This window comes from Pikeienuella piscinae (genome assembly GCF_011044155.1).
GTDB classification, from domain to species: domain Bacteria; phylum Pseudomonadota; class Alphaproteobacteria; order Rhodobacterales; family Rhodobacteraceae; genus Pikeienuella; species Pikeienuella piscinae.
Window position 1 is genome coordinate 3,852,625 of record NZ_CP049056.1, and the last position, 24,757, is coordinate 3,877,381.

Annotated in this window: 27 protein-coding genes; 8 read left to right on the plus strand and 19 right to left on the minus strand. The window is 67.6% G+C overall.

The genetic code is table 11. The annotated features are described in order from the left end of the window. Window positions 1-6: 6 nt before the first annotated feature. The 6 genes from G5B40_RS18330 to G5B40_RS18355 form a co-directional block, all read right to left on the minus strand. Window positions 7-606 (minus strand): TadE/TadG family type IV pilus assembly protein, encoded by a 600-nt coding sequence (locus G5B40_RS18330; protein WP_165101747.1) that lies wholly within the window; start codon window positions 604-606, stop codon window positions 7-9. Further along, a complete protein-coding gene (locus tag G5B40_RS18335) occupies window positions 603-1,133 on the minus strand; it encodes a TadE/TadG family type IV pilus assembly protein (protein ID WP_165101749.1) in 531 nt (176 codons plus the stop codon). Before G5B40_RS18335 ends, G5B40_RS18330 begins: the two co-directional genes overlap by 4 nt. Window positions 1,134-1,184: 51 nt before the next feature. Continuing rightward, window positions 1,185-1,838, minus strand: a complete 654-nt coding sequence (locus G5B40_RS18340; protein WP_165101751.1) for an OmpA family protein — start codon at window positions 1,836-1,838, stop codon at window positions 1,185-1,187. 5 nt (window positions 1,839-1,843) lie between these two features. Then, a complete protein-coding gene (locus tag G5B40_RS18345; RefSeq protein ID WP_246209621.1) occupies window positions 1,844-3,253 on the minus strand; it encodes a type II and III secretion system protein family protein in 1,410 nt (469 codons plus the stop codon). A 110-nt stretch (window positions 3,254-3,363) separates the two neighbouring features. Then, window positions 3,364-4,221, minus strand: coding sequence for a Flp pilus assembly protein CpaB (gene cpaB / locus G5B40_RS18350; RefSeq protein ID WP_165101753.1), 858 nt, complete (start codon window positions 4,219-4,221; stop codon window positions 3,364-3,366). 215 nt (window positions 4,222-4,436) lie between these two features. Continuing rightward, the gene (locus tag G5B40_RS18355) at window positions 4,437-4,709 is read right to left on the minus strand and encodes a hypothetical protein (RefSeq protein ID WP_179961571.1); all 273 of its coding nucleotides are present in this window, start codon (window positions 4,707-4,709) and stop codon (window positions 4,437-4,439) included. Between the two features lie 411 nt (window positions 4,710-5,120). Between G5B40_RS18355 and G5B40_RS18360 the strand changes: the two genes are divergently transcribed. Next, the gene (locus tag G5B40_RS18360; protein ID WP_165101755.1) at window positions 5,121-5,897 is read left to right on the plus strand and encodes a lytic transglycosylase domain-containing protein; all 777 of its coding nucleotides are present in this window, start codon (window positions 5,121-5,123) and stop codon (window positions 5,895-5,897) included. Window positions 5,898-5,920: 23 nt separating this feature from the next. On the opposite strand, the gene G5B40_RS18365 is transcribed toward G5B40_RS18360, so the two are convergent. The 4 genes from G5B40_RS18365 to folK all read right to left on the minus strand — a co-directional run bounded on the left by G5B40_RS18365 (window position 5,921) and on the right by folK (window position 8,892). Further along, on the minus strand, window positions 5,921-6,547 hold the full coding sequence (locus tag G5B40_RS18365) for a CoA transferase subunit B (RefSeq protein WP_165101758.1): 627 nt from the start codon (window positions 6,545-6,547) through the stop codon (window positions 5,921-5,923). Between the two features lie 3 nt (window positions 6,548-6,550). After that, entirely contained in the window at window positions 6,551-7,255 is a 705-nt protein-coding gene (locus G5B40_RS18370) for a CoA transferase subunit A (RefSeq protein ID WP_165101760.1), read from the minus strand. 237 nt (window positions 7,256-7,492) lie between these two features. Further along, complete coding sequence (locus G5B40_RS18375; RefSeq protein WP_165101763.1) at window positions 7,493-8,317, minus strand: class I SAM-dependent DNA methyltransferase; 825 nt, start codon at window positions 8,315-8,317, stop codon at window positions 7,493-7,495. Beyond that, complete coding sequence (folK, locus tag G5B40_RS18380) at window positions 8,314-8,892, minus strand: 2-amino-4-hydroxy-6-hydroxymethyldihydropteridine diphosphokinase (RefSeq protein WP_246209622.1); 579 nt, start codon at window positions 8,890-8,892, stop codon at window positions 8,314-8,316. The genes G5B40_RS18375 and folK overlap by 4 nt, the downstream gene beginning before the upstream one ends. Window positions 8,893-9,009: 117 nt before the next feature. Between folK and G5B40_RS18385 the strand changes: the two genes are divergently transcribed. Together G5B40_RS18385 and G5B40_RS18390 are read left to right on the plus strand one after the other, a co-directional pair. Beyond that, window positions 9,010-9,597: a LabA-like NYN domain-containing protein gene (locus G5B40_RS18385; protein ID WP_165101769.1), complete on the plus strand. Its 588-nt coding sequence runs from the start codon at window positions 9,010-9,012 to the stop codon at window positions 9,595-9,597. Continuing rightward, complete coding sequence (locus tag G5B40_RS18390; RefSeq protein WP_165101772.1) at window positions 9,594-10,241, plus strand: uracil-DNA glycosylase; 648 nt, start codon at window positions 9,594-9,596, stop codon at window positions 10,239-10,241. The genes G5B40_RS18385 and G5B40_RS18390 overlap by 4 nt, the downstream gene beginning before the upstream one ends. 7 nt (window positions 10,242-10,248) lie before the next feature. Here G5B40_RS18390 and aroB read toward each other — a convergent pair whose 3' ends face one another. Both aroB and G5B40_RS18400 read right to left on the minus strand, forming a co-directional pair. Beyond that, window positions 10,249-11,379, minus strand: a complete 1,131-nt coding sequence (gene aroB, locus G5B40_RS18395; RefSeq protein ID WP_165101775.1) for a 3-dehydroquinate synthase — start codon at window positions 11,377-11,379, stop codon at window positions 10,249-10,251. Further along, window positions 11,376-11,960, minus strand: coding sequence for a shikimate kinase (locus G5B40_RS18400; protein ID WP_165101777.1), 585 nt, complete (start codon window positions 11,958-11,960; stop codon window positions 11,376-11,378). Before G5B40_RS18400 ends, aroB begins: the two co-directional genes overlap by 4 nt. A gap of 136 nt (window positions 11,961-12,096) precedes the next feature. Between G5B40_RS18400 and G5B40_RS18405 the strand changes: the two genes are divergently transcribed. The 3 genes from G5B40_RS18405 to G5B40_RS18415 all read left to right on the plus strand — a co-directional run bounded on the left by G5B40_RS18405 (window position 12,097) and on the right by G5B40_RS18415 (window position 14,996). Continuing rightward, window positions 12,097-12,240: a hypothetical protein gene (locus G5B40_RS18405; protein WP_165093521.1), complete on the plus strand. Its 144-nt coding sequence runs from the start codon at window positions 12,097-12,099 to the stop codon at window positions 12,238-12,240. After that, window positions 12,241-13,155: a site-specific tyrosine recombinase XerD gene (locus G5B40_RS18410; protein ID WP_165101780.1), complete on the plus strand. Its 915-nt coding sequence runs from the start codon at window positions 12,241-12,243 to the stop codon at window positions 13,153-13,155. 62 nt (window positions 13,156-13,217) lie between these two features. Beyond that, complete coding sequence (locus G5B40_RS18415; RefSeq protein WP_165101783.1) at window positions 13,218-14,996, plus strand: SLC13 family permease; 1,779 nt, start codon at window positions 13,218-13,220, stop codon at window positions 14,994-14,996. 857 nt (window positions 14,997-15,853) lie between these two features. Here G5B40_RS18415 and trmB read toward each other — a convergent pair. From trmB to G5B40_RS18450, 7 genes are all read right to left on the minus strand, one after another. Next, entirely contained in the window at window positions 15,854-16,576 is a 723-nt protein-coding gene (trmB, locus tag G5B40_RS18420) for a tRNA (guanine(46)-N(7))-methyltransferase TrmB (RefSeq protein WP_165101786.1), read from the minus strand. 30 nt (window positions 16,577-16,606) lie between these two features. Then, window positions 16,607-17,773, minus strand: coding sequence for a methionine adenosyltransferase (gene metK / locus G5B40_RS18425; protein WP_165101788.1), 1,167 nt, complete (start codon window positions 17,771-17,773; stop codon window positions 16,607-16,609). A gap of 101 nt (window positions 17,774-17,874) precedes the next feature. After that, window positions 17,875-18,291 (minus strand): helix-turn-helix domain-containing protein, encoded by a 417-nt coding sequence (locus G5B40_RS18430; RefSeq protein WP_165101791.1) that lies wholly within the window; start codon window positions 18,289-18,291, stop codon window positions 17,875-17,877. A gap of 171 nt (window positions 18,292-18,462) precedes the next feature. Continuing rightward, window positions 18,463-20,013, minus strand: a complete 1,551-nt coding sequence (gene lnt, locus G5B40_RS18435) for an apolipoprotein N-acyltransferase (RefSeq protein WP_165101794.1) — start codon at window positions 20,011-20,013, stop codon at window positions 18,463-18,465. An 8-nt stretch (window positions 20,014-20,021) separates the two neighbouring features. Further along, entirely contained in the window at window positions 20,022-20,966 is a 945-nt protein-coding gene (locus G5B40_RS18440) for a transporter associated domain-containing protein (RefSeq protein WP_165101797.1), read from the minus strand. A gap of 32 nt (window positions 20,967-20,998) precedes the next feature. Further along, window positions 20,999-21,505: an rRNA maturation RNase YbeY gene (gene ybeY / locus G5B40_RS18445; protein ID WP_246209624.1), complete on the minus strand. Its 507-nt coding sequence runs from the start codon at window positions 21,503-21,505 to the stop codon at window positions 20,999-21,001. A 7-nt stretch (window positions 21,506-21,512) separates the two neighbouring features. Continuing rightward, entirely contained in the window at window positions 21,513-22,538 is a 1,026-nt protein-coding gene (locus G5B40_RS18450; RefSeq protein ID WP_165101799.1) for a PhoH family protein, read from the minus strand. Window positions 22,539-22,730: 192 nt separating this feature from the next. On the opposite strand from G5B40_RS18450, the gene aroA reads away from it, so the two are divergent. Together aroA and G5B40_RS18460 are read left to right on the plus strand one after the other, a co-directional pair. After that, on the plus strand, window positions 22,731-24,089 hold the full coding sequence (aroA, locus tag G5B40_RS18455; RefSeq protein ID WP_165101803.1) for a 3-phosphoshikimate 1-carboxyvinyltransferase: 1,359 nt from the start codon (window positions 22,731-22,733) through the stop codon (window positions 24,087-24,089). After that, window positions 24,086-24,703, plus strand: a complete 618-nt coding sequence (locus G5B40_RS18460; RefSeq protein WP_165101807.1) for a (d)CMP kinase — start codon at window positions 24,086-24,088, stop codon at window positions 24,701-24,703. Before aroA ends, G5B40_RS18460 begins: the two co-directional genes overlap by 4 nt. The last annotated feature ends 54 nt before the right edge of the window (window positions 24,704-24,757 follow it).

A 24,757-nucleotide genomic window follows, 5' to 3' on the forward strand; every position in this document is an offset into this window, starting at 1 on the left:
CTCGCTTCAGTTCGTCGAACTGAGGTCTTCGGCGATCGCGGAGGCCGCCACGGCCGGCAGATTCAATTCTCGCGACGTATCTTCGCCCGAACCGAAGGCGAGATTAAAGAAGAATTGCAGAAAAAACGGTCGCTCCCGAATCGAAACTTCGACGATCGGGGTGAACGGCCCGCCGGCGAATCCCAGCGCGCCATAGGAATAGGTGACCGTGAGGTCGCTCGGATCGAGCAGATAGGCGACCCGGGCGACCTCGTCGAAGACTTGCGCGAAGGCCGTGGCGTCGCAGTCGCCGGTGAGATTGTCGCCGGAGCAGGTCCACGGGCCGTCTGCGGGCGCAAGGCAGGCGCCGAGCGCGCAGGGGTCGCCGGCCGAGAAGCCGGAGTCTGGCGCGAGCTCGTTGACCGCCGGCAGGGCCGTGTTGACCGGATCGCGCACCGCCGCGATTCGCGCGCCGAGTTCGACGGCCTTCTGCGCGGTCAGCGCGAAATGATAGGCGAGGGCGATCTGGAAGGAGAGGAACACGAGCGCGATGAGCGGCAGCAGCAGAATCACATATTCGATCGAAGCCGCGCCCGCGACATTCCTCAGGAAGCGCCGCGCGCTCATCGGCCGAAATACCTGACTGTATCCGCGGATGTGACGATCAGGCCCTCGATCTCCTTGAGCGCTAACCCGTCCGCCGTCTGGCGCGGCCCGCCGCCAAGCGAGAAAAGGCCAAGGATCGGGGAAGCGACGCCCGCTGCCGCGGAAAGCCCGACGGTCGCGAACCCGCCGGCTTCGTTGCTGGCGGCGCCGATCACCGGGTTCGAGATGGCCACATAAGACGTGTTGAGCCGCGATGTGATCAACTGATTGGCGACGGAGACGACGCTCGGCGGAAAGGCTTCCCCGGTTTCATCGAGCGGCGCGCGACTCAGATAGCGCGCCGCGTCGGCCACCGCGTTGTCGAGGGTCGCGCGCATCTGCAGCACGCGCCCGTATTCCGACGTCAGCACCAGCACTGCGAGAAGGATCGGAATCGAGATGACGAAATCGACGGTGACGCTGGCCGATCGATTTGCGAAGAAGCGCCGCAGCGTGCGTCCAATCCGGGCGCGCGCCGACGATTTCCGACAGCCTTCAGCAAGCGGCATCGCGAATCTCCAGTCAGCGCCGGCTGTGGGGCCGACGCGCTCGCGCCCTGCTCACCCGCCTCCGCTCGCGCTTACCGTCGTGGTGTTCGCACTGGCCGGCGGCTCGACCGTATCAGACGCGTAACGGCCATACATCAGATTCGCGCGTTCGCCATCCAGCCCGTCGCCGACATAGCCGCGCATCAGCCCGGTGATTTCGGTCACCGCCCGGCGGTTCAGCCGCTCCGGCGTCTCGCTTGGCACGATCGGCGCGTTTTCGCCCTCGCTTTCGACCGCGTCGATGCGTCCCGGCGCGACGCCGCGATCAATCAGAACGCGCGCGGCCGCGCGGGCGCGGGTCAGGCCGAGGCCCTGATTGTAGCGTTCGCCGCCAATGAGATCGGCATGGCCGCTGATTCGCACCCTCACATCGGGATGAGCGATGAGCCACGCCGCCTGTGCGGCCAGCGCCGCGCGGGCGGGAGGGGCGAGCGCCGCACGGTTAAACGCGAAATACACCGTATCTGGCGCCGCCGCCATGAAACGTGCGCGCTCCTCCTCGACATATCCGGCCTGACGCAACGCCGCCGATTGCGCGATGGCGTTGTTGTGTTGCGCCGCGCCGAAGCTCGTCGCGCCGGGGGTGCGGCCGGCTTCCGACGCGCAGCCGACAAGGAAAGCGAGCATCGCGAGGCCCGAAACCGGGATGGAAAGGGGGAGCCGCATCGCCGCTATTCCAGAACGTACCCGATAGCGCCGTCAAGCCCCTGCGCCGCAACTTCGTGCGTGGGCGAGTCGCCTTCCAGCTTGCCGAGGAGGAAGAGTTCGTCCTCGTTGGGGAGCTGCACCCTGTCGGTCGGCAGTTCAAGCTGCTCGCCATCGACCGGCGTCACGAGGACCGGGGTCACGATGATCACGAGTTCGGTCTGGTTGCGCTGGAAGTTGGCGCTGCGAAACAGTGTCCCGAGCACGGGAATGTCGCCAAGGAACGGCACCTGGCTCTTGCCGTCGGTGAAGTTCTCCTGAAGCAGTCCGGCGATCGCGATGCTCTGCCCATCGCGAAGCTCAACCGTCGTGCTTGCGCGGCGCGTCGTGAAGCCGGAGACTGAAATGCCGTTGGTGACGACCTGGATGGAGGTGTCGATCGCCGAGACCTCGGTTTCCAGCTCCAGATTGATCAGATCGTCATCGACCACGGTCGGCGTGAACGAGAGTCCGACGCCGAAGGGTTTGAATTCGACCGTGATCTCTCCGTCCTGACCGGCGATCGGAATCGGCACCTCTCCGCCGGCGAGAAACTGCGCGGTGTCGCCTGAAAGCGCCACGAGATTCGGCTCCGCCAGCGTTCTCGCGACCCCCTGCTGCTCCAGCGCGTTGAGCAATACGTCGAGGAAGACGCCGCCGGCCGAATAGATCAGGCGGCCGAGCCCGAACGCCTCCGACGGCACGCCGACGGTGTTGCCGACCGCCCTGTCGATCGTCGTGCCCAGATTGGAGCCGGACCGGGCGACGCCGCGCACGTCGCCTCCGCCGAAGACGGCGTTGATGTTGAAGCCGAGGCTCTTCGAAGCCGAGCGCTGCATCTCCGCGAAGCGGATCTTCAGCATCACCTGCTGTGTTCCGCCGACATTCATGAGGTTGGCGACATTGTCGCCGGAATAGGCGCGGGCGAGGCTCATCGCCGTTTCGACCTTGCGCGCGCCGGAAACCGCGCCCGAAAGCACCATGCCGCCATTCGCCTCGCGCACCTCGATCGGCTCACCCGGAAGAACCTCGCGCAGACGTTGCTTGAATTCCGAAAGATCGGGTGTGACCCGCACGTCGACATTCGTGATCAGCCGGCCATTGTCGCCGAGCAGCGTCAGCGTCGTTGCGCCGGGCGCCTTGCCGAGAATGTAGATGGTCTGATCCGAGAGCGCGGCGACATCGGCGATCTCCGGGTTCGCGATCGAGACTTCGACGAAGCGCTGCGCGCTTTCGAGAACGATGGCGCGATTGATGTAAACCTTCACGTCGCCCGAAGCGGCGCCGCGGGCGACCCTCAGAACATTGTTCGCAGCCTGTGCGGAAACGGCGCTGGGCGCGGCGCTCGCCAGCGCCGTAACCATCAGTATCGTCGTGACAATTCCGCGAGCGCGCATGGCGCAGACCCCGTTTCCCGCACGCCCGATGCGCGCGCCTAACGGCCACTCTACGGATAGAAAGATAAAACGCAAGCAAAACTATGAGTTAGGATGCGTTCTTAATGTATCTATTCAGTTTTCGGCGCGGGAGCGACATCGTCGCAGATCAGGTCGATTCCCTTCCGCACGCACAGATTCTTCACCGGCGGCGCGGGCTGGCTGGCTGCGCTTCGCGTGACGATGTCATCGATGTCTATCGGCTTCGACTCCACCGTCGTCGCGTCTTCGTCGATCTGGCGCAGGCTGAGTGAGATGCGGCCGAGTTGCTGCGCGAGCGCCAGCTTCTGCGCGTCATCCAGCGTTACCTCCACCGTTGCGGTGCGGGCGACGCGTGCGCGGTTCGAATCCTGCCCGGCGAACTGGTCGACCGCGATCACCTTGACGTTCTGCATGATGAGGTTCGTCGTAAGCCCATCCTTGTCGCTACGGGTCAGGAACACGTCGACCCGATCGTTCGGCAGCAGGAATCCGGCGACGCCTGAGACCGTATCGATACGGAGAGTGAAGGCCCGCATTCCCGGCGTAAGCTGGGCGGAAATCATCGCCTGCTCGCCAAACCCCGTTACCTTGGTTCTGAGAACCGGATCGCTCGGCTCCATCGCGCGCAAAACGATGCGCGCGCCGCTGTCCTCCTCCGCGCCGAAAAGCTCTTCCATCGTGGCGAAGCCGTTGGCGGGCGCTGCTTCCTGCGGAAACTTGACCACTTTCACCGCGTCCGCGTTCAGCGTTTCACCATAGCGCAGCGCCCTGGCGGCGACGATTATCGGCGTGGTCTCGATCTGTGGCTCTGCGACTGGCGCAGCCGCATCGGCTGCCTGCTGCGCCAGCGCAGCTTCGATTGCGGCGTACCGTTCCGAAGCGAAAAACACCGCGCCGCCGGCAAGGGCGACACCGAATATCAGGATGATCAGCGCGACAACTCGCATGGAACGCCCCTGCTTCCTCTTAACCCAAAACACCGTGATCCTGAGCCGCCACCGGCGCCGCAGAATCCCGCAAGTCACTCCTCATGCGGTTGCATTTTAAACAAAATTGTGGCAAAAAGACGAGCGAAACCTCGGGTAATGAACCGTGCCGCGCTATCGGCCGTCATGGTTGAGCAGTGACGCCATGGCTTGCCGCCTGGTCACAAGCCGCGTCCCTAACCGCCGCTGCCGCCGCCATTGCCATTGCCGCCTGCCGGATCGGGCAGAGACGTCGCGACGGCGCCGTCGATATTGGTCGCCGCCTGGGAAAGTTCGTTGGTCAGGTTGGTGACCAGGCCGCCGATCCCGCTCGTCTGATTCCCGAAGACGGCATAGGTCAGGCCAATACCGATCACCACGACCGCAGCGGTCAACGCGACCCAATCGACCGTCACCGCGCCGCTTTCGTCGGCGGCGAACCGGAGGACTTTCTTCACAGACTTCCGCATGTCATTCTCTCCACATGCTCTATCGTCGCGGGTCAGGCAGGACGCAAAGCGCCAGATCGGCTGGCGCGGACCACGCGACAACCAGCTTCGTCGTCGATCCAACCATTAGGTTCATTCATTGAACGTCAAAACGTCAGATAGCACTTCGCTGGCGGTCTTGAAAGGAAGTTATACATATCAAGAAGCGTAACTGGAATGGGCGTCATGTCTAACCGGTGGAGTGGTGGGAAAAATAATACAATATTTTCATATATTTGTAGGAGCATTGTGCTGCCTCGGCGTGGGATATCTCCATTCATGCATTCACGCCAAATGCATGAATGGCGGCGAGTTTGCGTGCTTGAACGGCATGCGAGGGTCTCGTTTGCCGCCTCCGTCTTGGCGCGGCGCGGTGATTCTGCGATGATTCGGATGAGGATTCCCGTTGCGCTCGCGCTCGCCGCGAGCCTTCTCGCCGTATCGGCGCCGCCGACAGTCGATGCGGCCGAAGTTCGGACGCGGAGCTTCAAACTGGTGAAGCCGCCGAAACTGGGGGTGCGCAGGCGCCTTACGATCACCACGACAAGGAGCGTGACGCCGCCGGGCGCGATCCGGCGCGTGGCGCGTCACGGGTGGTTCTGGCGTCAGGCCTCCGCCGACCTGAAGGCGGCTGATCCGGCGCGGCTTGTCCCGCTCGCCGCGACCGCCGGCGGGCGGCTCGGCGGGTTGTCGCGGCGCGCGCTGGTGGAGGAGGTCAGCGAAACATGGCGGGCCGAGATCGCTGCGGCCGCGCAGGGCGCGCAGATATCGGAGGCGCTGCTGATCGCAGTGATCGCCGCCGAAAGCGGGGGCGATCCGCGCGCGGTGAGCCCGGCCGGGGCGCTCGGTCTCGGTCAGCTCATGCCGGCGACCGCCCGCCGTTTCGCCGTCTCCGACCCGTTCGCGCCGGGCGACAACCTGCGCGGCGCCGCCGATTACCTGTCGACGCTGCTGACGATGTTCGACGGCGACGGCCTTCTCGCGCTGGCCGGCTACAATGCCGGCGAGAACGCCGTGCTGCGCCACAAGGGCGTGCCGCCTTACCCCGAGACGCGGGACTATGTGCCGATCGTGCTCAGCTATTATAACGAGGCGCGGACGCTCTGCCTGATGGCGCCGACGGACCCGCGCGCGCCTTGCGTCGTGGCGGCGCTTCCGCCGGTCGAGTGAGGCGCCGCCCCTGGCGGCGGCGTTCAGTCGACCAGGCTCGCCTCGGTCTTGCTGCGGATTTCGTCGATCGTCACGCCGTCTGCGATCTCGACGATTTTCAGCCCGCCTGTCACGACGTCGAAAACACCGAGATTGGTTATGATCCGATCGACGACGCCCTTCCCGGTCAGCGGCAGGGTGCATTCCTTAAGGAGTTTCGACTCACCCGCCTTGTTGGCGTGATCCATGATGACGATGACCCGGCCGACGCCGGCGACGAGGTCCATGGCGCCGCCCATCCCCTTCACCAGCTTGCCGGGGATCATCCAGTTGGCGAGGTCGCCGTTCTCCGCCACCTCCATCGCGCCGAGGATCGCGGCGGCGATCTTGCCGCCGCGGATCATTCCGAAGCTGGTCGCGCTGTCGAAATAGGCGGTGCGCTGCAATTCCGTGATCGTCTGCTTGCCGGCGTTGATCAGGTCCGGGTCCTCCTCGCCCTCATAGGGGAAGGGGCCCATGCCGAGCATGCCGTTCTCGGACTGGAGGGTGATGTCCTTGTCGCCGACATAGTTCGCCACCAGCGTCGGGATGCCGATGCCGAGATTGACGTACCAGCCGTCTTCGAGCTCTTCCGCGGCGCGCGCCGCCATCTGATTGCGGTCCCAGGGCATGGTTCAGGCCTCCTCGCGCTTGCGGCTGGTGACTTTCTCGATCCGCTTCTCGTGCTCGCCCTGGATCAGGCGGTGCACATAGATGCCGGGCAGGTGGATCTTGTCGGGATCGAGGCTGCCGCGCGGGACGATCTCCTCCACTTCCGCCACGCAGACCTTGCCGCACATCGCGGCGGGCGGGTTGAAGTTCCGCGCCGTCTTTCGAAAAACCAGATTGCCGGTGTCGTCCGCCTTCCACGCCTTCACGATGGAGAGGTCGGCGACGATGCCGCGCTCGAGGATATAATCCTGGCCGTCGAAATTCTTCACTTCCTTGCCCTCGGCGATCACCGTGCCGACGCCGGTCTTGGTGTAGAAGCCCGGGATGCCGGCGCCGCCGGCGCGCATGCGCTCGGCGAGCGTCCCCTGCGGGTTGAATTCGAGCTCCAGCTCGCCGGAGAGATACTGGCGCATGAATTCGGCGTTTTCACCGACATAGGAGGAGAGCATCTTCTTCACCTGCCGGGTCTGAAGCAGCAGGCCGAGCCCGAAATCGTCCACCCCGGCGTTGTTGGACGCGATGGTGAGATTCTTGACCCCGCTGTCGCGGATCGCCGCGATCAGCAGCTCCGGTATCCCGCAAAGCCCGAAGCCGCCGGCGGCGATGGTCATGCCGTCGAAGAGCAGCCCGTCGAGGGCGGAAGCCGCGTCATCATGGACTTTCTTCATCGGGGAGATCCTTTTCCTTCCGCAGCGCAGCAGTTCCTCTTCTCCCGCTTCCGCGCCTCGCTGTCAAACCTTGGCGCCGGCTGGACGCTGCAGGGGGCGCGGTTCGCGCAAAAAGTGCGTTATCGCACGCGATAAGGGGGTCAAGACGTTGGTATTAAAGAGAAACCAGAAAATTAGTGTTCTGTTAACCTGCGGCGGTCGCGCGAAAACGCGGCTTCGCCGCGTCCGGTCCGGGGCTCAGCCGGGCGCGCGGGCGAGGAAAAGATGGCCGTCGATCGGCGCGCCGGATTCGCGCCTGACCATGATCGAAGTCGCCTCCAGCACCTGAAAGCCGAGCGTGGTCAGGAGCGTCTCCAGCGCGCCGCGCGGGTGTGCGAAGCGCTGGTGCGGGGTGACGACCCAGCCCTTTCCGGCGATGGCCGCCTCCGGCAGCGTCTCGGTGCTGAAGACGAAGAGCGCGCCGGGCGCCGCCTGCGCCGCGACGCCGCGAAAGAGCGGCGCGACGTCGCCGAGATAGGGAAGCGTGTCGGTGGCCACGATCAGGTCCCATGCGCCGCGCGCCGCCTCCAGAAACCCTACGGCGTCGCCGACGAAAAGCTCGTCATAGAGTTCCTTCTCGTCGGCGATCTCGATCATGCCGGGGGCGAGGTCGACGCCGGTGCGCGCGCCGGTCATGTCCTCGAACGCCTCCGCCGCCAGCCCGGTGCCGCAACCGAGATCGAGCATTCGCCCGAACGGGCCGAGTCCTTTCGCCTGAACCCGTTCGCGCGCCAGCAGCGGCGCGCCGTATTCGAGCTGATCGACGAGGATGCCGTCGAACACCTCCGCGTGCTGGTCGAAGAGCGTCGCGACATAGGCGGCCGGGGCGCGGTCCGGGAGCGGCCCGGCGCGGAGCGCGGCGAGGCGGAGCGCGGCGCCGCCCGGATCGGCCGCGTCGAGCGCCAGCACTTCGGCCCAGGCGGCGGCCGCGGCGCCGTCGCCGGCCTTCTCCAGCGCCAGCGCCCGCTCATAGGCTTCGGCGAGGGCGTCTTCTTCGGCCCCCGTCTTGTCAGCGGCGTTCATGCGATCACCTCCACCTCGTCTCGCGCCGCCGCCGGCAGGGCGGCGAGCATCTCCGTCACGTTCCGCCCGGTCAGCGGGTGGCGCCAGTCCGGCGCGATATCAAGGAGCGGGGCGAGAACGAAGGCGCGCTCGTGCAGCCGCGGATGCGGCAGGATCAGCTCATCGGGCGCCGGAACCTCGCCCGCTTTCGGGCCGAGCGCCATCAGGGCGCGTAGCGTCTCCGCGTCGGGCGCGATGCGGTCGCCATGGGCGATGAGATCGAGGTCGCAGACCCGCGGCGCCCAGCGCCGGCGGCGCTCGCGCCCGAGCGCCCGCTCGACTTCGTGCAGGAGCGAGAGAAGCGCCTCGGGCGAAACGCCCGTTTCAAGCAGGGCGGCGGCGTTCACGAAATCCGGGCCGGCGCCGGGCGGGAACGCCGGCGAGCGGCGCCAGCGCGAGAGCGCCGCGACGCGCACGCCAACGGACTCGAGGCGCGCGAGGGCGGCCTCCAGCGTCGTTCTGGGCGCGCCGCTGCGCGAGGGCTGGTTCGCCCCCAGGGCGAGGATCACGCGGCCGTCAGCCGGGGGATTATTCACCGACGCCGCCATTGCATTCGTGTGACATTGACATAGGTTGCGCGGTGCTGGTGGTTATCCGGGATTTCTGTCACGCGCAGACTTATCCGAGGCCGCATTACATTTCGAGGTGTGAGAATGTTTTATCGTGACGAGCGACTGGCGCTATTTATCGACGGCTCGAATCTATACGCTGCGGCACGTTCACTCGGTTTCGATATCGACTACAAGCTTCTGCGTAGCGAGTTCATACGGCGCGGCAAACTTGTCCGGGCTTTCTATTATACGGCTTTGCTTGAGGATCAGGAGTATTCCCCGATCCGGCCGCTGGTGGATTGGCTCGATTACAACGGCTATTCTATGGTCACCAAGCCTGCGAAGGAGTTCATCGACTCGATGGGCCGGCGCAAGGTGAAGGGCAACATGGACATCGAACTGGCGGTCGACGCGCTGGAGATGGCCGAACGGATGGATCACATGGTGCTGTTTTCCGGCGACGGCGATTTCCGGCCGCTGGTGGCTGCGGTGCAACGTCGCGGGGTGCGCGTCTCCGTCGTCTCCACGATCCGTTCCCAGCCGCCGATGATCGCCGACGATCTGCGCCGTCAGGCCGACAACTTCATCGAGCTCGAAGAGCTGAGGGATGTCATCGGGCGCCCGCCCCGCCCGGCGCCGGACGGTGAATACGAGAGCGTGGAAGCGGAAGTCGAAGTCGCCGGCGAGTGAGCCCGGCGGCGGAAGCGCCGCGCGATTGCCGGCTCTGCCCGCGCCTCGCCGCGTACCGCGACGAGGTGGCGGCGGCGCACCCGGACTGGTTCAACGGCGCCGTCGCCAGCTTCGGGGACGAGGAGGCGGAGCTTCTCGTCGTCGGGCTGGCGCCGGGCGTCACCGGCGCGAACCGCACCGGACGGCCCTTCACCGGGGATTACGCCGGCGATCTGCTCTATGCGACGCTGACGAAGTTCGGCTGGGCGAACGGCGCGTTCGACGCGCGCCCGGATGACGGGTTGCGGCTGAAGAGCGCGATGGTCACCAACGCGGTGCGCTGCGTGCCGCCCCAGAACAAGCCGGTCGGGGCGGAGATCAACGCCTGCCGGGATTTCCTGAAGGCGCGCATCGCCGCGTTGCCCAATCTCAGGATGATCGTCGCGCTCGGCGTCATCAGCCATCAAAGCACGCTGCGCGCCCTCGGCGCGCGCGTCGCGGCGCATCCGTTCAGACATGGCGCGCGCTACAGCATCGGCGGGCTGACGCTGCGCGACAGCTATCATTGCTCGCGCTACAACACCAACACGCGGCGTCTGACGACGGAGATGTTCGAAGCGGTTTTCGCCGCCGCGCGCGAGGATCTCACGTCCGGCGCCGCCTGAGCGCGCGTCAGCGCCGCTCCGCCAGCGCGTCGGTCAGAACGGCTTTCACCGCCGCCATCGGAACTTCGGGCGCGATGAACGCGTCGCCGATGGCGCGGGCGAGGATAAAGACGAGCCGGCCGTCCTTTACCTTCTTGTCCTGGCCCATGAGTTCGATCAGGTCGTCCGCGCCGGGGAGGTCGCCGTCGATATCGGCGAGCGCGGTCTTCAGCCCCATTTCGCGAAAATGCGCGCGCACGCGGCTCGGCTCCTCCTGCGGGCAGAGGCCGAGGCGCATCGAAAGCTCGAAGGCGAGCGCGACGCCGATCGAGACGCCTTCGCCGTGGAGAACGCGCTGCGAATAGCCGGTCGCCGCCTCCAGCGCGTGGCCGAAGGTGTGGCCGAGATTGAGCAGCGCGCGTTCGCCTGTCTCGGTCTCGTCGCGGGCGACGATCGCCGCCTTCATCTCACAGGCGCGGCGGATCGCGGCGATCCGCGCCGCCTCGTCGCCGGCGGCCAGCGCCGGGCCGTCGTGCTCCAGCCGCTCGAAGAACGCGGCGTCGCCGAGCAGGCCGTATTTCACCGTCTCGGCGTAGCCCGCGAGAAACTCGCGCTTCGAGAGCGTGCTCAGCGCATCGGTGTCGGCGAGGACGAGGCGCGGCTGATGAAAGGCGCCGATCAGGTTCTTGCCCTGGGGCGCGTTGATCCCGGTCTTGCCGCCGACCGAGCTGTCGACCTGCGCCAGCAGCGTGGTCGGGATCTGGATGAAGCCGACGCCGCGCCGCAGCGTCGCCGCGGCGAAACCGGCGAGGTCGCCGATCACGCCGCCGCCGAAGGCGAGGATAATGTCGTCTCGCGCGATCTTCAGATCGAGCAGCGCCGAGAGCAGGCGCTCGAACCCGGACATGGATTTCGTGGCTTCGCCGGGGGGAAGCACGATCGGCTCCGCCGTCACGCCGGCGTCCGCCAGCCCGGCGCGGAGCGCGTCGAGATGCAGGGTGGCGACGGTCTCGTCGGTCACGACGGCGACGCGTTTCCGGGCGAGATGGGGGGCGACCTCCGCCCCGGCGCGGGCGATCAGGCCGGGGCCGATGCGGATGTCGTAGGCGCGGGCGCCGAGGGCGACGCGCAGGGTCTCGGTCGAAGTCTGTGCGCTCACGGTCGCGTCTCCATCAATCTGAGCGCCGGGGGGCGCGTGGCGTCATAGGCGAGAATGGCGTCGAGCGCGTCGCGCGCCACATCCTCCGCGCGTCCGGCGTTTGTGCTCTCGACGCGAATCTCCGCGCCAGCGTAAAGCGGATAGCGCGCGGCCATCAGTTCGGCGAGGATGGCGCGCGGCTCGCCGGCGTTGAGGAGCGGGCGATGCTTGCGCCTCGCGGTCCGCTGCACCAGCGTCTCCAGATCGGCGTGGAGCCAGATCGCAGCCCCCGCCGCGCTGATCGCGGCGCGGGTCTCCGGCGCCATGTAAGCCCCGCCGCCGGTGGCGAGGACCATCGGCCCGGCGGCCAGAAGGCGGGCGATCACCCGCCGCTCGCCGTCGCGAAAGGCCGCTTCGCCGTATCTGGCGAAGATTTCGGGCACGGTCATGCCCGCCGCCGTCTCAATTTCGGCGTCGGCGTCGCGAAACGGCGCGCCGACCAGGTCGGCCAGCCGGGCGCCGACCGTGGTCTTGCCGCATCCCATCAGCCCGATCAGGGCGACCGGACGGCGGAGCCGGAGCTTTGTCGCGTCGTCCAACATGCGCTGGCGTTTCTCCTCGCGTTGCGCCGCAGGCCCCGGCCCGTTAGATTCGCGATCAGGAACAGGGTGGCGCGCCGGGGTTTAACCGCTCCCGTCGACGCTGGCGAGGGCCAAGCGGGGTGATCGAGGCGATGCGATGTTGCGGCGGCTGTTCGGATTTCTCCTGATTCTTGCTGTTCTCGCGGGCGCGGGACTGGTTGGTTACGCTTATCTCGCGGACCTGCCGCCGAAGACCGGGCCGATCGAGGCGCCGGCGGTCGGCGTCGGCTTCAGCGACTAGATGGCGCCAGCGCCGGAAACGCCGCCGCGCGCGGAGCGCCTGATCGCGCTTTTCCTTGATTCAATGCGCGCGGAGCGGGGCGCCGCCGACAACACCGTGAGCGCTTACGCGCGCGATCTCTCGGCCTACGCCGCGCATGTAGAGGCGGCGGGCGGGACGTTGCTCGACGCCGGGCGGGACGCGCTGGAAAGCTGGCTGGCGGCGCTGGAGGCGGAGGGCCGCGCCCCGGCGACGCGGGCGCGACGGCTTTCGGCGGCGCGTCAGCTCCATCGCTTCCTTTATGACGACGGGTGGCGCGAAGACGACCCAGCAGCGCGGATGACGGGGCCGCGAAAGCGCCGGCCGTTGCCGAAGACGCTGTCGATGGCGGAGGTCGAAGCGCTCATCGAGGCGGCGCGCGAAGACGGGCTTCGGTCCTGTTGCCTGATGGAGCTTCTCTACGCGACGGGGATGCGCGTGAGCGAGCTCGTCTCGTTGCCGGTGGCGGCGGCGCGGGGCGATCCGCGGATGATCCTTGTGAAAGGCAAGGGCGGGAAGGAGCGGCTGACCCCGCTCTCCGCCCCCGCGCGCGACGCGCTCCGCGCCTGGCTGGCGCTGCGGGACGCGGATCCGAAGCTGAAGAAGAGCGCGTTCCTCTTTCCAGGCGGCGGCGCTTCGGGGCATCTGACGCGGGTCCGGTTCTACCAGATGGTGAAGGACCTGGCGGCGGCGGCGGGCATCAGCCCGAAGCGGGTCTCGCCGCACACGCTGCGGCACGCCTTCGCTTCGCATCTGCTGGCGAACGGCGCCGACCTGCGCTCCATACAGGAGCTGCTGGGTCATGCCGACATCTCCACGACGGAGATCTACACCCATGTTCAGGAAGAGCGGCTGAAGGCGCTGGTCACGGAAAAGCACCCGTTGGCGCGGGAATGACGCGGGTCGTCTTGACGCCCGCGCGCCGCGCCGCATGTCGAGGGTTTTGAGGAGCGCGCCTGATGACGAACGACCAGATCATCCTTTTCGTCATTTTCGGCGGGGTTTTCGCGCTTCTGATCTGGGGGCGCTGGCGTTATGATCTCGTGGCTTTCGGGGCGCTTCTGGTCGGGGTTCTCGCCGGGGTCGTGCCATCGGAGAAGGCGTTCGAAGGGTTCGGCCACCCGGCGACGCTGGTCGTCGCGCTGGTCCTCGTCGTCTCCGCCGGGCTGGTGCGCTCGGGCGCGGTCTTTCTGATCACCCGCACGCTGATCGACAGCGCCCGGCCCCTCGGCCAGCACATCACCATCATGGGCGGTGTCGGGGCGGTGCTCTCGGGTTTCATGAACAATGTCGCGGCGCTGGCGCTGCTGATGCCGGTCGATATCCAGACCGCGAAGAAGGCGAAGCGGAATGTCGCGTTGAGCCTGATGCCGCTTTCCTTCGCGACGATCCTCGGCGGCATGGTGACGATGATCGGAACGCCGCCGAACATCATCATCGCGACGATCCGGCAGGAGCGGCTGGGCGCCCCCTTCAGGATGTTCGACTTCGCCCCGGTCGGCGCGATCGCGGCCATCGCCGGGCTTGTCTTCGTCGCATTGGTGGGCTGGCGGCTGATCCCGAGGCGCGACGACGCGAGCGCCGGCGAGAGCCTCATGGATCTGAAGCAGTTCGTCGCCGAACTGAGCGTGCCGGAGGAGGCGGGGATCATCGGCAAGCAGGTCCGCGCGCTTTACGATGAGGCGGAGAGCGCCGATGTCGCCATCATCGGACTCGTGCGCGACGGCAAGCGCCGCTACGGCACGGCGCGCGACATCGTGATCCGCGCCGGCGACGCCCTGGTGATCGAAGCGACGCCGGAGGCGCTGGAGGAGTTCCGGAGCGCGCTTTCCCTCACCTTTTCCGAGGGCGAGAAGCAGGAGCGGCTCGACGCCGCCTCCGAAGGCGTGGAACTGTTCGAGGTGGTGGTGCCCGAGCAGGCGCGCATCGCCGACAAGACCGCGCAATCCATCGGGCTTTCATGGCGGCGCGACGCGGTGCTGATGGGCATATCGCGGAGCGGAAAGCGGATCACCGAGCAGGTCAGGAAGACCGTCGTGCGCCCCGGCGATATTCTGCTTCTTCTCGCCCCGGCGGAGACGGCGCGCGACGTTACGCAATGGCTTGGCTGCTTGCCGTTGGCGGAGCGCGGGCTGGCGGTGACGCAGGACGGCAAGACCTGGGCCGCGATCGGCATCTTCGCGGCGGCGGTGGCCGCGGCGAGCTTCGGTCTCGTCTACATGCCGGTCGCGCTGGGCGTCGTCGTCGCGCTTTACACGATCACCCGGATCATCCCGCTTTCCGAGGTCTATAATCACATCGAATGGCCGGTCGTCGTGCTGCTCGGCTCGATGATCCCGCTCGGCGCGGCGCTGGAATCGTCGGGCGGGACCACGCTGATCGCCGGCTGGCTCACGCAACTGACGGCGGGGGCGCCGGTCTGGGTCGCGCTCACGGTGCTGATGGTGGTGACGATGTCGCTCTCGGACGTGCTGAACAACACCGCGACCGCGATCGTCGCGGCGCCGGTCGGCATCTCGATGGCGGAATCGCTGGACGTTTCGCCCGACCCCTTCCTGATGGCGGTGGCGGTCGCGGCCTCCTGCGCCTTTCTCACTCCGATCGGGCACAAGAACAACACGCTGATCCTCGGCCCCGGCGGCTACGCCTTTGGGGACTACTGGCGCATGGGGTTGCCCCTAGAAGTGCTGGTGATCGCGGTTTCGATTCCGTCGATTCTGGTGTTCTGGCCACTTTGAGGGCGAGCCAACTTAGGAGGCTGCATAGATGCGAGACATCAATGAGGATGGTCAATTGCAGATAACCGCTGGAGCGGTGCTTGTACATCGATCCAGACTGGTGCGATGGATTCCTGATCGCTTAAAATTCGTCCCGGTGCCACGTGAGTGCTTCGAATATTCTTGGAAAATGGATATAGACCCGACCTTTGGACGCCTGATCTGTTGGATTCAGTTCTCTGCTGGAATGGAGTTTTGATTGAAGGGCCTGTGTCTCTTGAACAATATTGATATTCGTAGGTCAATATGTGTGGGGCGCTACCCCGACGCAGATATTGAGGAATGGGCGCGAGAATATAACACGTGCTGGCGCAGTTGTGGGACGGTTTCGGTATCCAGTTATAGGACGCTTGGCGATATTACGAGAATGTCGGGGAACCCTCCGACCTCTTTTCTTTCCCAGTTAATGGAAATTCGGGAATTTAGAGAAGACGATCGACAGATCGTCCGGGCAGCCTTCCATTTCCTGACAAAGACCATTCGAAACAGAGATGCCCATGGCTACGTGCCGAACGTCCGAGATTCGCACCACAATCTGGTCCCGAAGCTTTTTGTACGGTGCCTTAACATAACCTCGGCTTTGATTCCTGAAGGGCCTTCATCTCTGGATAAGTGGATTAAGGAACAAAATGAGTTGGTGGCCTCAGTTCGCAACTAATTAGTATGGAGACACAATGTCTCCCGTGGCGGTTGTTGTGCGACATCAGACAAGAACCATAATGTGGATACATATGGGGACAGCCGACATCATGCGGTCAGCCGCTTCGTTCGCAGGGCCACTGTTTCCTCGTCAAGATGAACGCTGACGGTGGCCGCCCTCAACATCTCACAAACGTCAGATAACACGGCGTCCGGCCCTCCCTGAGCGCCTTCGCTTCATAACGGGTGCCGGGCCAGTCGGGCCAGGGGCGGCGCCAGTCTTCGGGGCGCTCGGCCGTCCAGCGGAACTGGGGGAAGGGGCGCACCGCCTCCAGCGAGTGGCGGATGTAGTCGGGAATGTCCGAGGCGATGTGGAGCCGGGCGCCGGGGGCGGCGATCCGGGCGAGGTGGGGCAGGTTGTCCGGGCCGATGAAGCGGCGATTGTGATGGCGCGTCTTCGGCCAAGGGTCGGGGTAGTTGACGAAGATGCGGGTGAAGGCGCCGTCATGCGCGACGTCGAAAATCTCCCGCGCGTCGCCGGCATGGAGGCGGATATTCGTCGGGCCGGCGCGCTCTATGGCGGAAAGGCACATCGCGACGCCGTTCACGAAGGGCTCGCACCCGATCAGCAGGACATCCGGGTTCGCCGCCGCCATCGCGACCAGATGCTCGCCGCCGCCGAAGCCGATCTCCAGCCATGTCTCGCGCGCGCCGGGGGCGAGGGCCCTGAAGTCGACCGGGTGACGCTCGGGGTTTTCCGCCCAGGCGACGCCGGGCGGGGCGAGTTCGGGCAGGCGTTCGTCCAGAAGCGCCTGCTGGTGCTTTCGCAGGGTCTTGCCGTGGCGGCGCCCGTAGAAATTGCGCCAGGGCGCGCCGTCCTCACGCGGGGTGAGCTTGCCCATGCCGGTGCGGGAGTCGACGCCGGGCCCGACTCAGAGCGCGGCCCGCAGCGCCTCCGCGAGGTCGGTCCGCTCCCACGAGAAGCCGCCCTCGTTATCCGGCGCGCGGCCGAAATGGCCATAGGCGGCGGTGCGCTGGTAGATCGGCCGGTTGAGTTCGAGATGGGTGCGGATGCCGCGCGGCGTCAGGTCCATCGCCTTCGCCACCGCCTTTTCGATGGCGGCTTCGTCGGCCTCGCCGGTGCCGTGCGTGTCGACATAGATCGACAGCGGCCGCGCGACGCCGATCGCGTAGGAAAGCTGGAGCGTGCAGCGCGCCGCGAGGCCCGCCGCGACGACGTTCTTCGCCAGATAGCGCGCGGCGTAGGCGGCCGAACGGTCGACCTTGGTCGGGTCCTTGCCGGAGAAGGCGCCGCCGCCATGCGGCGCGGCGCCGCCATAGGTGTCGACGATGATCTTGCGGCCGGTCAGCCCGGCGTCGCCGTCGGGGCCGCCGATGACGAACTTGCCGGTCGGGTTCACGTGCCAGACCGTCTCATCGACGATCCAGCCCTCGGGAAGCGCCTCACGGATATGCGGCTCGACGACGGCGCGGACATCCGCTGAGGTCATCGACGAGTCGAGATGCTGGGTCGAGAGCACGATCGAGGAGACGCCGACAGGTTTGCCGTCGGCGTAGCGGACGGTGATCTGCGATTTCGCGTCCGGGCCGAGCGTCGGCTCGGCGCCGGATTTCCGCACCGCTGCGAGACGGTGCAGGATGGCGTGAGCGAAGTGAATCGGGGCCGGCATCAGTTCCGGGGTCTCGTCGCAGGCGTAGCCGAACATGATGCCCTGGTCGCCGGCGCCCTCGTCCTTTTCGGCGGCGCTGTCGACGCCCTGCGCGATGTCGGAGCTCTGCGCGTGGAGATGCTGCTCCACCTCCATGTTGGCCCAGTGAAAGCCGTCCTGCTCATAGCCGATGTCGCGCACGCACTGGCGGGCGATCTCCTCGACCTGGCGGAGCACGGTGGCGGGGCCGCGCACCTCGCCGGCGATCACGACGCGGTTGGTGGTGGCGAGCGTCTCGCAAGCGACGCGCGCCTCGGGGTCTTCGGCCAGAAAAGCGTCGAGCACGGCGTCGGAGATGCGGTCGCAAACCTTGTCCGGATGGCCTTCAGAAACGGATTCAGAAGTGAAAAGATAGTCACTGCGCGCCATCGCGTCGCCCTCCGAGGTGATGCGTCGATCCGGTTAGAGGGATCGGATGAAAGTCCCGCGCGGGTTTATGCGCGCGCCGAAGGCGGGTCAACCGACGAGGCTCACGATTCGCCGGCGACGGAACGCACGAGTTCGGCGAGATGCCGGCGCGTCGCCTGGTCGGTGATGCGGTGGAAGGAGCGATTCAGCTCCAGCCCCTCGGCGGTGGCGACGTAGTCGGCGACGCGGATATCACCGGGTTGTTCGGCCTTGCGCTTCGGCGCGTCCTTGGCGAGCCCGGCGGCGGCCTCGTCGGGCAATTCGTCGAAGAAGAACTGGATCGGCGCGTCGAGCACCCGCGAGATCGCGAAGAGCCGGCTGGCGCCGATCCGGTTCGCGCCTTTCTCGTATTTCTGGATCTGCTGGAATGTCAGGCCGAGCAGGCGGCCCAGCCGTTCCTGGCTCATGCCCAGCGTCATTCGGCGGAGCCGCACGCGCGAGCCGACATGAACGTCGACCGGATTCGGCGTCTTCAACACAATAATCCCCTTCAATTCTTCGGCGCGTCCACGTCGCCGGCGGCGCGCCGGCCGAACGGGGCGTGCGCTCACCCAATATTCGCCGGCGCCGGTCGTCGGTCCGGTTATTGCGGCCGGCAGCTAAACGCGACGAAAACAGGTTTCCAAACAGTTTCTCGCGTCGCTCGCCTTCTAGTCGTCATGGCGCCGACCCCGAGTTGAAATGAGGAGCGCGGCGCAGAGCATGAGAGTTGTAAATAGTTCATCGTGACGAAAATAAGGCGGCGGGGGAATCGAATCAGGTAAGCGCACGTTGAACGCGCCGTCGCGACCACGCCCGATTGCGGCGAGAGCGCGGCCATAGGGATCGATCATGGCCGAGCGGCCCCGGTTCGCGGAGCGGGCGACGGGCAGCCCGGTTTCGATCGCACGCATCCGCGCCATGGCGAAATGCTGCGCCGGCCCGGCCCAGCCGCCGAACCAGCCGTCATTCGTGACGAGCACGAGCCAGTCGGCGCCCGAAGCGGCGTGCGCGGTTTCACGCGGGAAGATCATCTCATAGCAGATCAGCGGCGCAAAGGGCGGGACGCCCGCGGCGCGCATCGGCGCATGGCCATCGCCCGGAACGATGCCGCCGCCGATCCCGGCGATGCTGGAGAGCCCGATCCGCGAAAGCAAGTCGCCGAGCGGCAGGTATTCGCCGAAAGGCACGAGGTGCACCTTGTCGAACGGCTCCGAAAGGCCGTCCGCGCCGAGAACGAAGAGGCTGTTGCGCCAGCGCGCGCCGCGTTCGATCTTCGCTTCGGGGCCCTTGTCGAGCCGGAGCGAGCCGAGCGCCAGGGCGCTCGGCCCCAGCGCGGCCCGGATTGCGACCTGCGCGCCGGGGGCCATGTCGATCGGGAAGGTCACCGCGCTTTCCGGCCAGATGACGAGCGCCGGCCGCTCCCCTTCGGGGTCGACGGAGAGCGCGAGAAGCCGTTCAAAGATCGGCTTCGCCTGATCCGGCGCCCATTTCTCATTCTGGTCGATGTCGGTCTGGAGGATGCGGATCAGCGGGCGCGCCCCGTCCGGGGCGGGGGCGGGGACGGGCGGGCGCGCCCAACCCCAGACCCAGAGGAGAGAGAGCGCCGGAAGTGTCAGCAGCGCCGGCGCGAAGGCGCGCGGCTTTCGCAGCAGCGCGCCCGGCGCAAGCATCCCGGCGAAGGTCAGGAAGCTCAGCGCGTAAGGGCCGATCAGCGCCGCCGCCTGCGCGAGCGGCGTCTCGACCCAGCCATAGACGGGCAGCGCCCAGGGAAAGCCGGTGAGAACGTAGCTCCGCGCGAACTCCGCCGCCGCCCAGGCGGCGGCGAGCGCCAGCGGCCCGCCGATGAAGCGCCCGAGCCGCCAGGCGAGCCAGAACCCCGCCGCCCAGAAGAGCGCGAGGCCGCCGGCCATGAGCAGGAGCGCGAAAGGGGCCATCCAGCCGTGGCGGGCGGCGTCGACCAGGAAGGGCTCGATGATCCAGTGCAGCGCCAGCGCGAAATGCGCCGCGCCCGCCGCCCAGCCGGTGAAAAAGACCGCCCGGCCGGGGCGTTCGTCCGCCCGCGCCGCGCTCCAGAGGAGATAGAGCAGGGGGCCGGCGAGGAAGAAGGCCGGCCAGAACCCGAGGGGCGGTTGCGCGAGCGCCATCAGCGCCCCCGCGAGCGCCGTCAGGGCGAGCCGGAGGCGCGGCGCGCGCGCGTCCAGTGCGCCGCCGACGCGCATGGCCGGAGCTACTCCGCCGCTTCCGTCGCGGCGCGCTCGGCATCGAAGAGCCGCACCCGCAGCCGTTTGATGCGCCGCGGATCGGCGTCGATCACCTCGAATTCGTGGCCGTCGGGGTGGCGGATCACCTCGCCACGCTCCGGCACCCGGTTTGAGAGCATGAACACCAGTCCGCCGAGCGTGTCGACCTCCTCGTCGAGATCGTCGGGCAACAGGTCGACGCGGGCTTCCGCCTCAAAATCGGAGAGCTCGGCGCGGGCGTTGGCCGCGTAGACGCCAGGGGCCTCGCGCCGCCAGGCCTCCTCGTCCGCCTCGTCATGCTCGTCCTCGATATCGCCGACGATCTGCTCGACGAGGTCCTCGATCGTGACGAGCCCGTCGACGCCGCCATATTCGTCGACCACCAGCGCCATGTGGATGCGCCGCTGCTGCATGCGCTGCAGCAGCCGGCCCGAGAGCATCGACGGCGGAACGACCAGCATCTGGCGGATGATATCCTCCAGCCGGAACGGCTTCGCCGCCTCCGCTTCGGCCGCGTCCCCGCCGGCGAAGCCGCGCGCCAGCGCGACGTCCTTCACATGGACGAAGCCGACCGGGTCGTCGAGCGTCTCGCGGTAGACCGGGAGACGCGAATGGGCGCCGGCGCGAAACGCGTCCGTCAGCTCCGCCAGGCTCGCGTTGACCTCCACCGCGACGATATCGGCGCGGGGGATCATTATGTCGTCGACCCGCTGGCCGCGCATCATGCGGACATTGGTGAGAAGGGCGCGCTCATTCGCGGTTTCGGCGGTTTCGGCGGCGCCGACCTCATGGCCGTTGCTCAGACCGAGAAGACGCGCCAGAAATCCGCGTTGTCGTCCGTTTTCGTCCTCGGGCGCTTCGTCGCCGCGTTCCTCGCCCGCGGCCGCGTTCTGGTCCCTGGCGCCCGTTTCGGGCGATCTGTCCTCTGCCATCGTCTCCAATCCGCCGCGGCGCGCCGCAGGCTTCAGCAGCGCGCGACCGCGTAGGGATCGGCGATCCCCATCGCGCCGAGCGCCCGACGCTCCAGCCCTTCCATCAGTTCGGCGTCCGCGTCGGTCTCGTGGTCATAGCCTAAAAGATGGAGAACGCCATGCGCAAAGAGGTGCGCGAAATGTCGCTCGACCGAGAGATGTTGCTCCCGCGCCTCGGTTTCAATGGTCTCGCGCGCCAGCGCGATGTCGCCGAGGGTGGCGTCGGGCGGCGGGGCGGGGTGCGCGCCGGGGCGCGGCGGGGCGAGGGCGTGCGCCGGCCAGCTCAGCACGTTGGTCGCCGCCGCCTTGCCGCGAAAGCCCCGATTGAGTTCCGAAATGCGCGCGTCGTGGCAGAGGAGAACGCTGATCTCGGCCTCCGGCGGCGTGCGCCCGGCGGCGATCAGCGCCTGTTCGGCGGCGCGAAGCGCGACTTCGCGATACCAGGGCGCGGCGTTGTCCCAGGCCGGGTCCTCGACGTTGAACTCGATGGAGATCGTCATGCCCCGCTCATGCCTCGCGCGGCGCCGCCCCGCGTTCCCCGTCCGCATCGTAAGCCTTGACGATCTTGGCGACGAGCGGATGGCGGATCACGTCCTCGGCGGCGAAGCGCACGAACTCGATGCCGGGAACGCCCTTGAGGACGCGCTCCGCCTCGACGAGGCCGGAGCCGACGCCGCGCGGCAGGTCGATCTGGCTCGGGTCGCCGGTAATCGCCATGCGCCCGCCTTCGCCGAGGCGGGTGAGGAACATCTTCATCTGCATCTCGGTGGCGTTCTGGGCCTCGTCCAGCACCACGAAGGCGTCGGAGAGCGTGCGCCCGCGCATGAAGGCGAGGGGAGCGATCTCGATCACCTTGTCCTCGATGTATTTCTGCACCTGGCGGCCGGGCAGCAGGTCGCCCAATGCGTCGTAGAGCGGCTGCATGTAGGGGTCGATCTTCTCCTTCATGTCGCCGGGCAGGAACCCGAGCCGCTCGCCCGCCTCGACGGCCGGGCGCGAAAGCACGATGCGGTCGACCTTGCCCTCCGAGAACATCGAAACGGCGGCGGCGACCGCGAGATAGGTCTTGCCGGTGCCCGCCGGCCCGACGCCGAAGACCAGTTCGGACCGGAAGAGCGACTGGACATAGGCGCGCTGCGTCGCGGTGCGCGGCTCCACCACCTTTTTCCGGGTGCGGATCTCCACCTTGCCGCCGCGGAACATCTCGAGCTGGCCGGGATCGGGCGGTTGCGCTTCGCCGCGAAGCCGGATCGCCGCGTCGACATCGCCCTTCTCCACCGGCCGGCCGGCCTCCAGTCGCTGGTAGAGCGCGGTGAGCGCCGCCTCGGCGCCCTCCACCCCGTCGGCGGGCCCGTGCAGCGAGAGCTGGTTGCCCCGCCGGGCGATGACGATGTCGAACCCCGCCTCGAGCGCCGCGAGATTGCGGTCGAAACCGCCGCAGAGGTCGATCAGGAGCCGATTGTCGGGAAACTCGATCAGGCGCTCGGCCGGGCTGGCCTCCGCCTTCGTTGGGTCGAAATTCGCGCTCGCCAAGACCTCTCCCTTGGAAGGGTGTGTTCGACTGATCGTGACGGAGCGGGCGCCGCGCCGCAAGCGATTTTCGCGCGGCGCCGCCGGTTATTTGCGCGGCCGAAGCGGGTCGCCGGGGCGCGCGGGCATGGACGGTGGGCCGGAGCGCCGGTAAGAACCGGGCCGGATAGGCCGGAACCGGGGAGAGATGCGTCGATGTCGGGAGCAGGAGAGGCGAAGCCGATGACGGCCCGCCGCAGCGGGCCGCTGCGCGGCGCGGCGACGATTCCGGGCGACAAGTCGGTTTCGCACCGCGCGCTGATCCTCGGCGCGCTGAGCGTCGGCGAGACGCGGATCGAAGGCCTGTTGGAGGGGGGGGACGTGCTCGACACCGCGGCGGCGATGCGCGCCTTCGGCGCCGAGGTGGAGCGGGTCGGGCCGGGCGCCTGGCGCGTTCACGGCGTCGGCGTCGGCGGGTTCGCGGAGCCGGATGACGTGATCGACTGCGGCAATTCGGGCACCGGGGTGCGGCTGATCATGGGCGCGATGGCGACGACGCCGATCGCCGCGACCTTCACGGGCGACGCGTCGCTTCGCTTGCGACCGATGGGGCGCGTGACGCGGCCGCTTTCGCTCTTCGGCGCCGCCGCGCATGGGCGGAGCGACGGGCGGCTGCCGCTGACGGTGATCGGCGCGGCGGACCCGGCGCCGATCGAATACCGCTCTCCCGTCGCCTCGGCGCAGGTGAAGTCGGCGGTGCTGCTCGCCGGGCTGAACGCGCCGGGGATCACCACGCTGATCGAGTCGGAGCCGACCCGCGACCATACCGAACGCATGCTGCGCGGCTTCGGGGCCGAGGTGGAGACGGAGGTTACGGCCGCCGGCCGCTATATCCGCCTGGTCGGGCAGCCGGAATTGCGCCCGGCTTCGCTCACCGTGCCGCGCGATCCCTCCTCGGCGGCGTTTCCGGTCGCGGCGGCGCTGATCGTCGAGGGTTCCGACGTGTTGGTTCCGGGCATCGGCCTGAACCCGACCCGGGCCGGGCTATACGCGACGCTGCGCGAAATGGGCGCCGATCTGACCTTCGAGAACGAGCGTGCGGAAGGGGGCGAACCGGTCGCCGATCTGCGCGCCCGGTTCTCGCCTGACCTCAAGGGCGTCGAGACGCCGCCTGCGCGCGCCGCCAGCATGATCGATGAGTTTCCGATACTCTCCGTCGTCGCGGCCTTCGCCGACGGCCGCACGGTGATGCGCGGAGTGAAGGAGCTCAGGGTGAAGGAGAGCGACCGGATCGACGCCATGGCGCGCGGCCTGGAGGCGATGGGCGTGCGGGTCGAGGAGACCGAGGACAGCCTGACGGTGCACGGGCTGGGCGCCGGCGGCGTTCCGGGCGGCGGGGTGGCGGCGGCGCGGCTCGATCACCGGATCGCGATGGCGTTCCTCTGTCTCGGGCTTGGCGCAAGGGACGGCGCGTCGGTCGATGACGCTTCGCCGATCGACACCTCTTTCCCGGGGTTCGGGGCGCTGATGGCCGGGCTCGGCGCCCGTTTCGACGCGGCGACGGCGGCGGCGTGAGGTTCACGGTCGCCATCGACGGGCCGGCGGCCTCGGGCAAGGGCACCATCGCGCGGGCGCTGGCGGCGCGCTTCGGCTTCGCGCATCTCGACACCGGGCTCCTTTACCGCGCGACCGGGCTGCGGGCGGCGGAGGCGGGGATCGACCCCGCCGCCGCCGCGGCCTCGCTGCGCGAGGCCGACCTCGCGCGGCCGGACCTGCGCGGCGCGGAGGCCGCGGAGGCGGCCTCACGGGTCGCCGCGCTGCCGGAGGTGCGGGACGCGCTGCTTGTCTTTCAGCGGAACTTCGCGGCGCGCGAGGGCGGCGCGGTCCTCGACGGGCGCGACATCGGCACGGTGATCTGCCCCGACGCCGAGGTGAAGATCTTCGTCGTCGCGTCGCCGGAGGAGCGCGCGCGCCGCCGTCACGCCGAATTCGTCGCTGCGGGCGACCCGAGGACGCTGGCCGAGGTCGCGGAGGATCTTCGCATCCGCGACGAACGCGACGCCGGGCGCGCCGCGGCGCCGCTGAAGCCCGGCGCCGGCGCGCGCTTGCTTGATACGACAGAAATGTCTATAGACGCGGCCGTCGCCCAGGCGGCGCGCTGGATCAACGAACAACTTCCCGAGGCCTGAGGATTTCCCCTGGGCCTCTCGTCGTTTTTCCTGAACGTCACGCGACGACCCGAC

Bases quoted from the DNA above. Each gene is read 5' to 3' on its own strand.
- G5B40_RS18375 (WP_165101763.1), bottom strand. From the start codon at position 8,317: ATGAACGCCGCTGACAAGACGGGGGCCGAAGAAGACGCCCTCGCCGAA.
- metK (WP_165101788.1), bottom strand. From the start codon at position 17,773: ATGGCGCGCAGTGACTATCTTTTCACTTCTGAATCCGTTTCTGAAGGC.
- G5B40_RS18385 (WP_165101769.1), top strand. From the start codon at position 9,010: ATGTTTTATCGTGACGAGCGACTGGCGCTATTTATCGACGGCTCGAAT.
- G5B40_RS18355 (WP_179961571.1), bottom strand. From the start codon at position 4,709: ATGCGGAAGTCTGTGAAGAAAGTCCTCCGGTTCGCCGCCGACGAAAGC.
- G5B40_RS18340 (WP_165101751.1), bottom strand. From the start codon at position 1,838: ATGCGGCTCCCCCTTTCCATCCCGGTTTCGGGCCTCGCGATGCTCGCT.
- trmB (WP_165101786.1), bottom strand. From the start codon at position 16,576: ATGGGCAAGCTCACCCCGCGTGAGGACGGCGCGCCCTGGCGCAATTTC.
- G5B40_RS18365 (WP_165101758.1), bottom strand. From the start codon at position 6,547: ATGCCCTGGGACCGCAATCAGATGGCGGCGCGCGCCGCGGAAGAGCTC.
- G5B40_RS18345 (WP_246209621.1), bottom strand. From the start codon at position 3,253: ATGCGCGCTCGCGGAATTGTCACGACGATACTGATGGTTACGGCGCTG.
- G5B40_RS18405 (WP_165093521.1), top strand. From the start codon at position 12,097: ATGTTGCGGCGGCTGTTCGGATTTCTCCTGATTCTTGCTGTTCTCGCG.
- G5B40_RS18360 (WP_165101755.1), top strand. From the start codon at position 5,121: ATGAGGATTCCCGTTGCGCTCGCGCTCGCCGCGAGCCTTCTCGCCGTA.
- G5B40_RS18415 (WP_165101783.1), top strand. From the start codon at position 13,218: ATGACGAACGACCAGATCATCCTTTTCGTCATTTTCGGCGGGGTTTTC.
- G5B40_RS18335 (WP_165101749.1), bottom strand. From the start codon at position 1,133: ATGCCGCTTGCTGAAGGCTGTCGGAAATCGTCGGCGCGCGCCCGGATT.
- G5B40_RS18440 (WP_165101797.1), bottom strand. From the start codon at position 20,966: ATGGCAGAGGACAGATCGCCCGAAACGGGCGCCAGGGACCAGAACGCG.
- lnt (WP_165101794.1), bottom strand. From the start codon at position 20,013: ATGCGCGTCGGCGGCGCACTGGACGCGCGCGCGCCGCGCCTCCGGCTC.
- G5B40_RS18410 (WP_165101780.1), top strand. From the start codon at position 12,241: ATGGCGCCAGCGCCGGAAACGCCGCCGCGCGCGGAGCGCCTGATCGCG.
- ybeY (WP_246209624.1), bottom strand. From the start codon at position 21,505: ATGACGATCTCCATCGAGTTCAACGTCGAGGACCCGGCCTGGGACAAC.
- G5B40_RS18400 (WP_165101777.1), bottom strand. From the start codon at position 11,960: ATGTTGGACGACGCGACAAAGCTCCGGCTCCGCCGTCCGGTCGCCCTG.
- G5B40_RS18330 (WP_165101747.1), bottom strand. From the start codon at position 606: ATGAGCGCGCGGCGCTTCCTGAGGAATGTCGCGGGCGCGGCTTCGATC.
- G5B40_RS18370 (WP_165101760.1), bottom strand. From the start codon at position 7,255: ATGAAGAAAGTCCATGATGACGCGGCTTCCGCCCTCGACGGGCTGCTC.
- cpaB (WP_165101753.1), bottom strand. From the start codon at position 4,221: ATGCGAGTTGTCGCGCTGATCATCCTGATATTCGGTGTCGCCCTTGCC.
- aroA (WP_165101803.1), top strand. From the start codon at position 22,731: ATGTCGGGAGCAGGAGAGGCGAAGCCGATGACGGCCCGCCGCAGCGGG.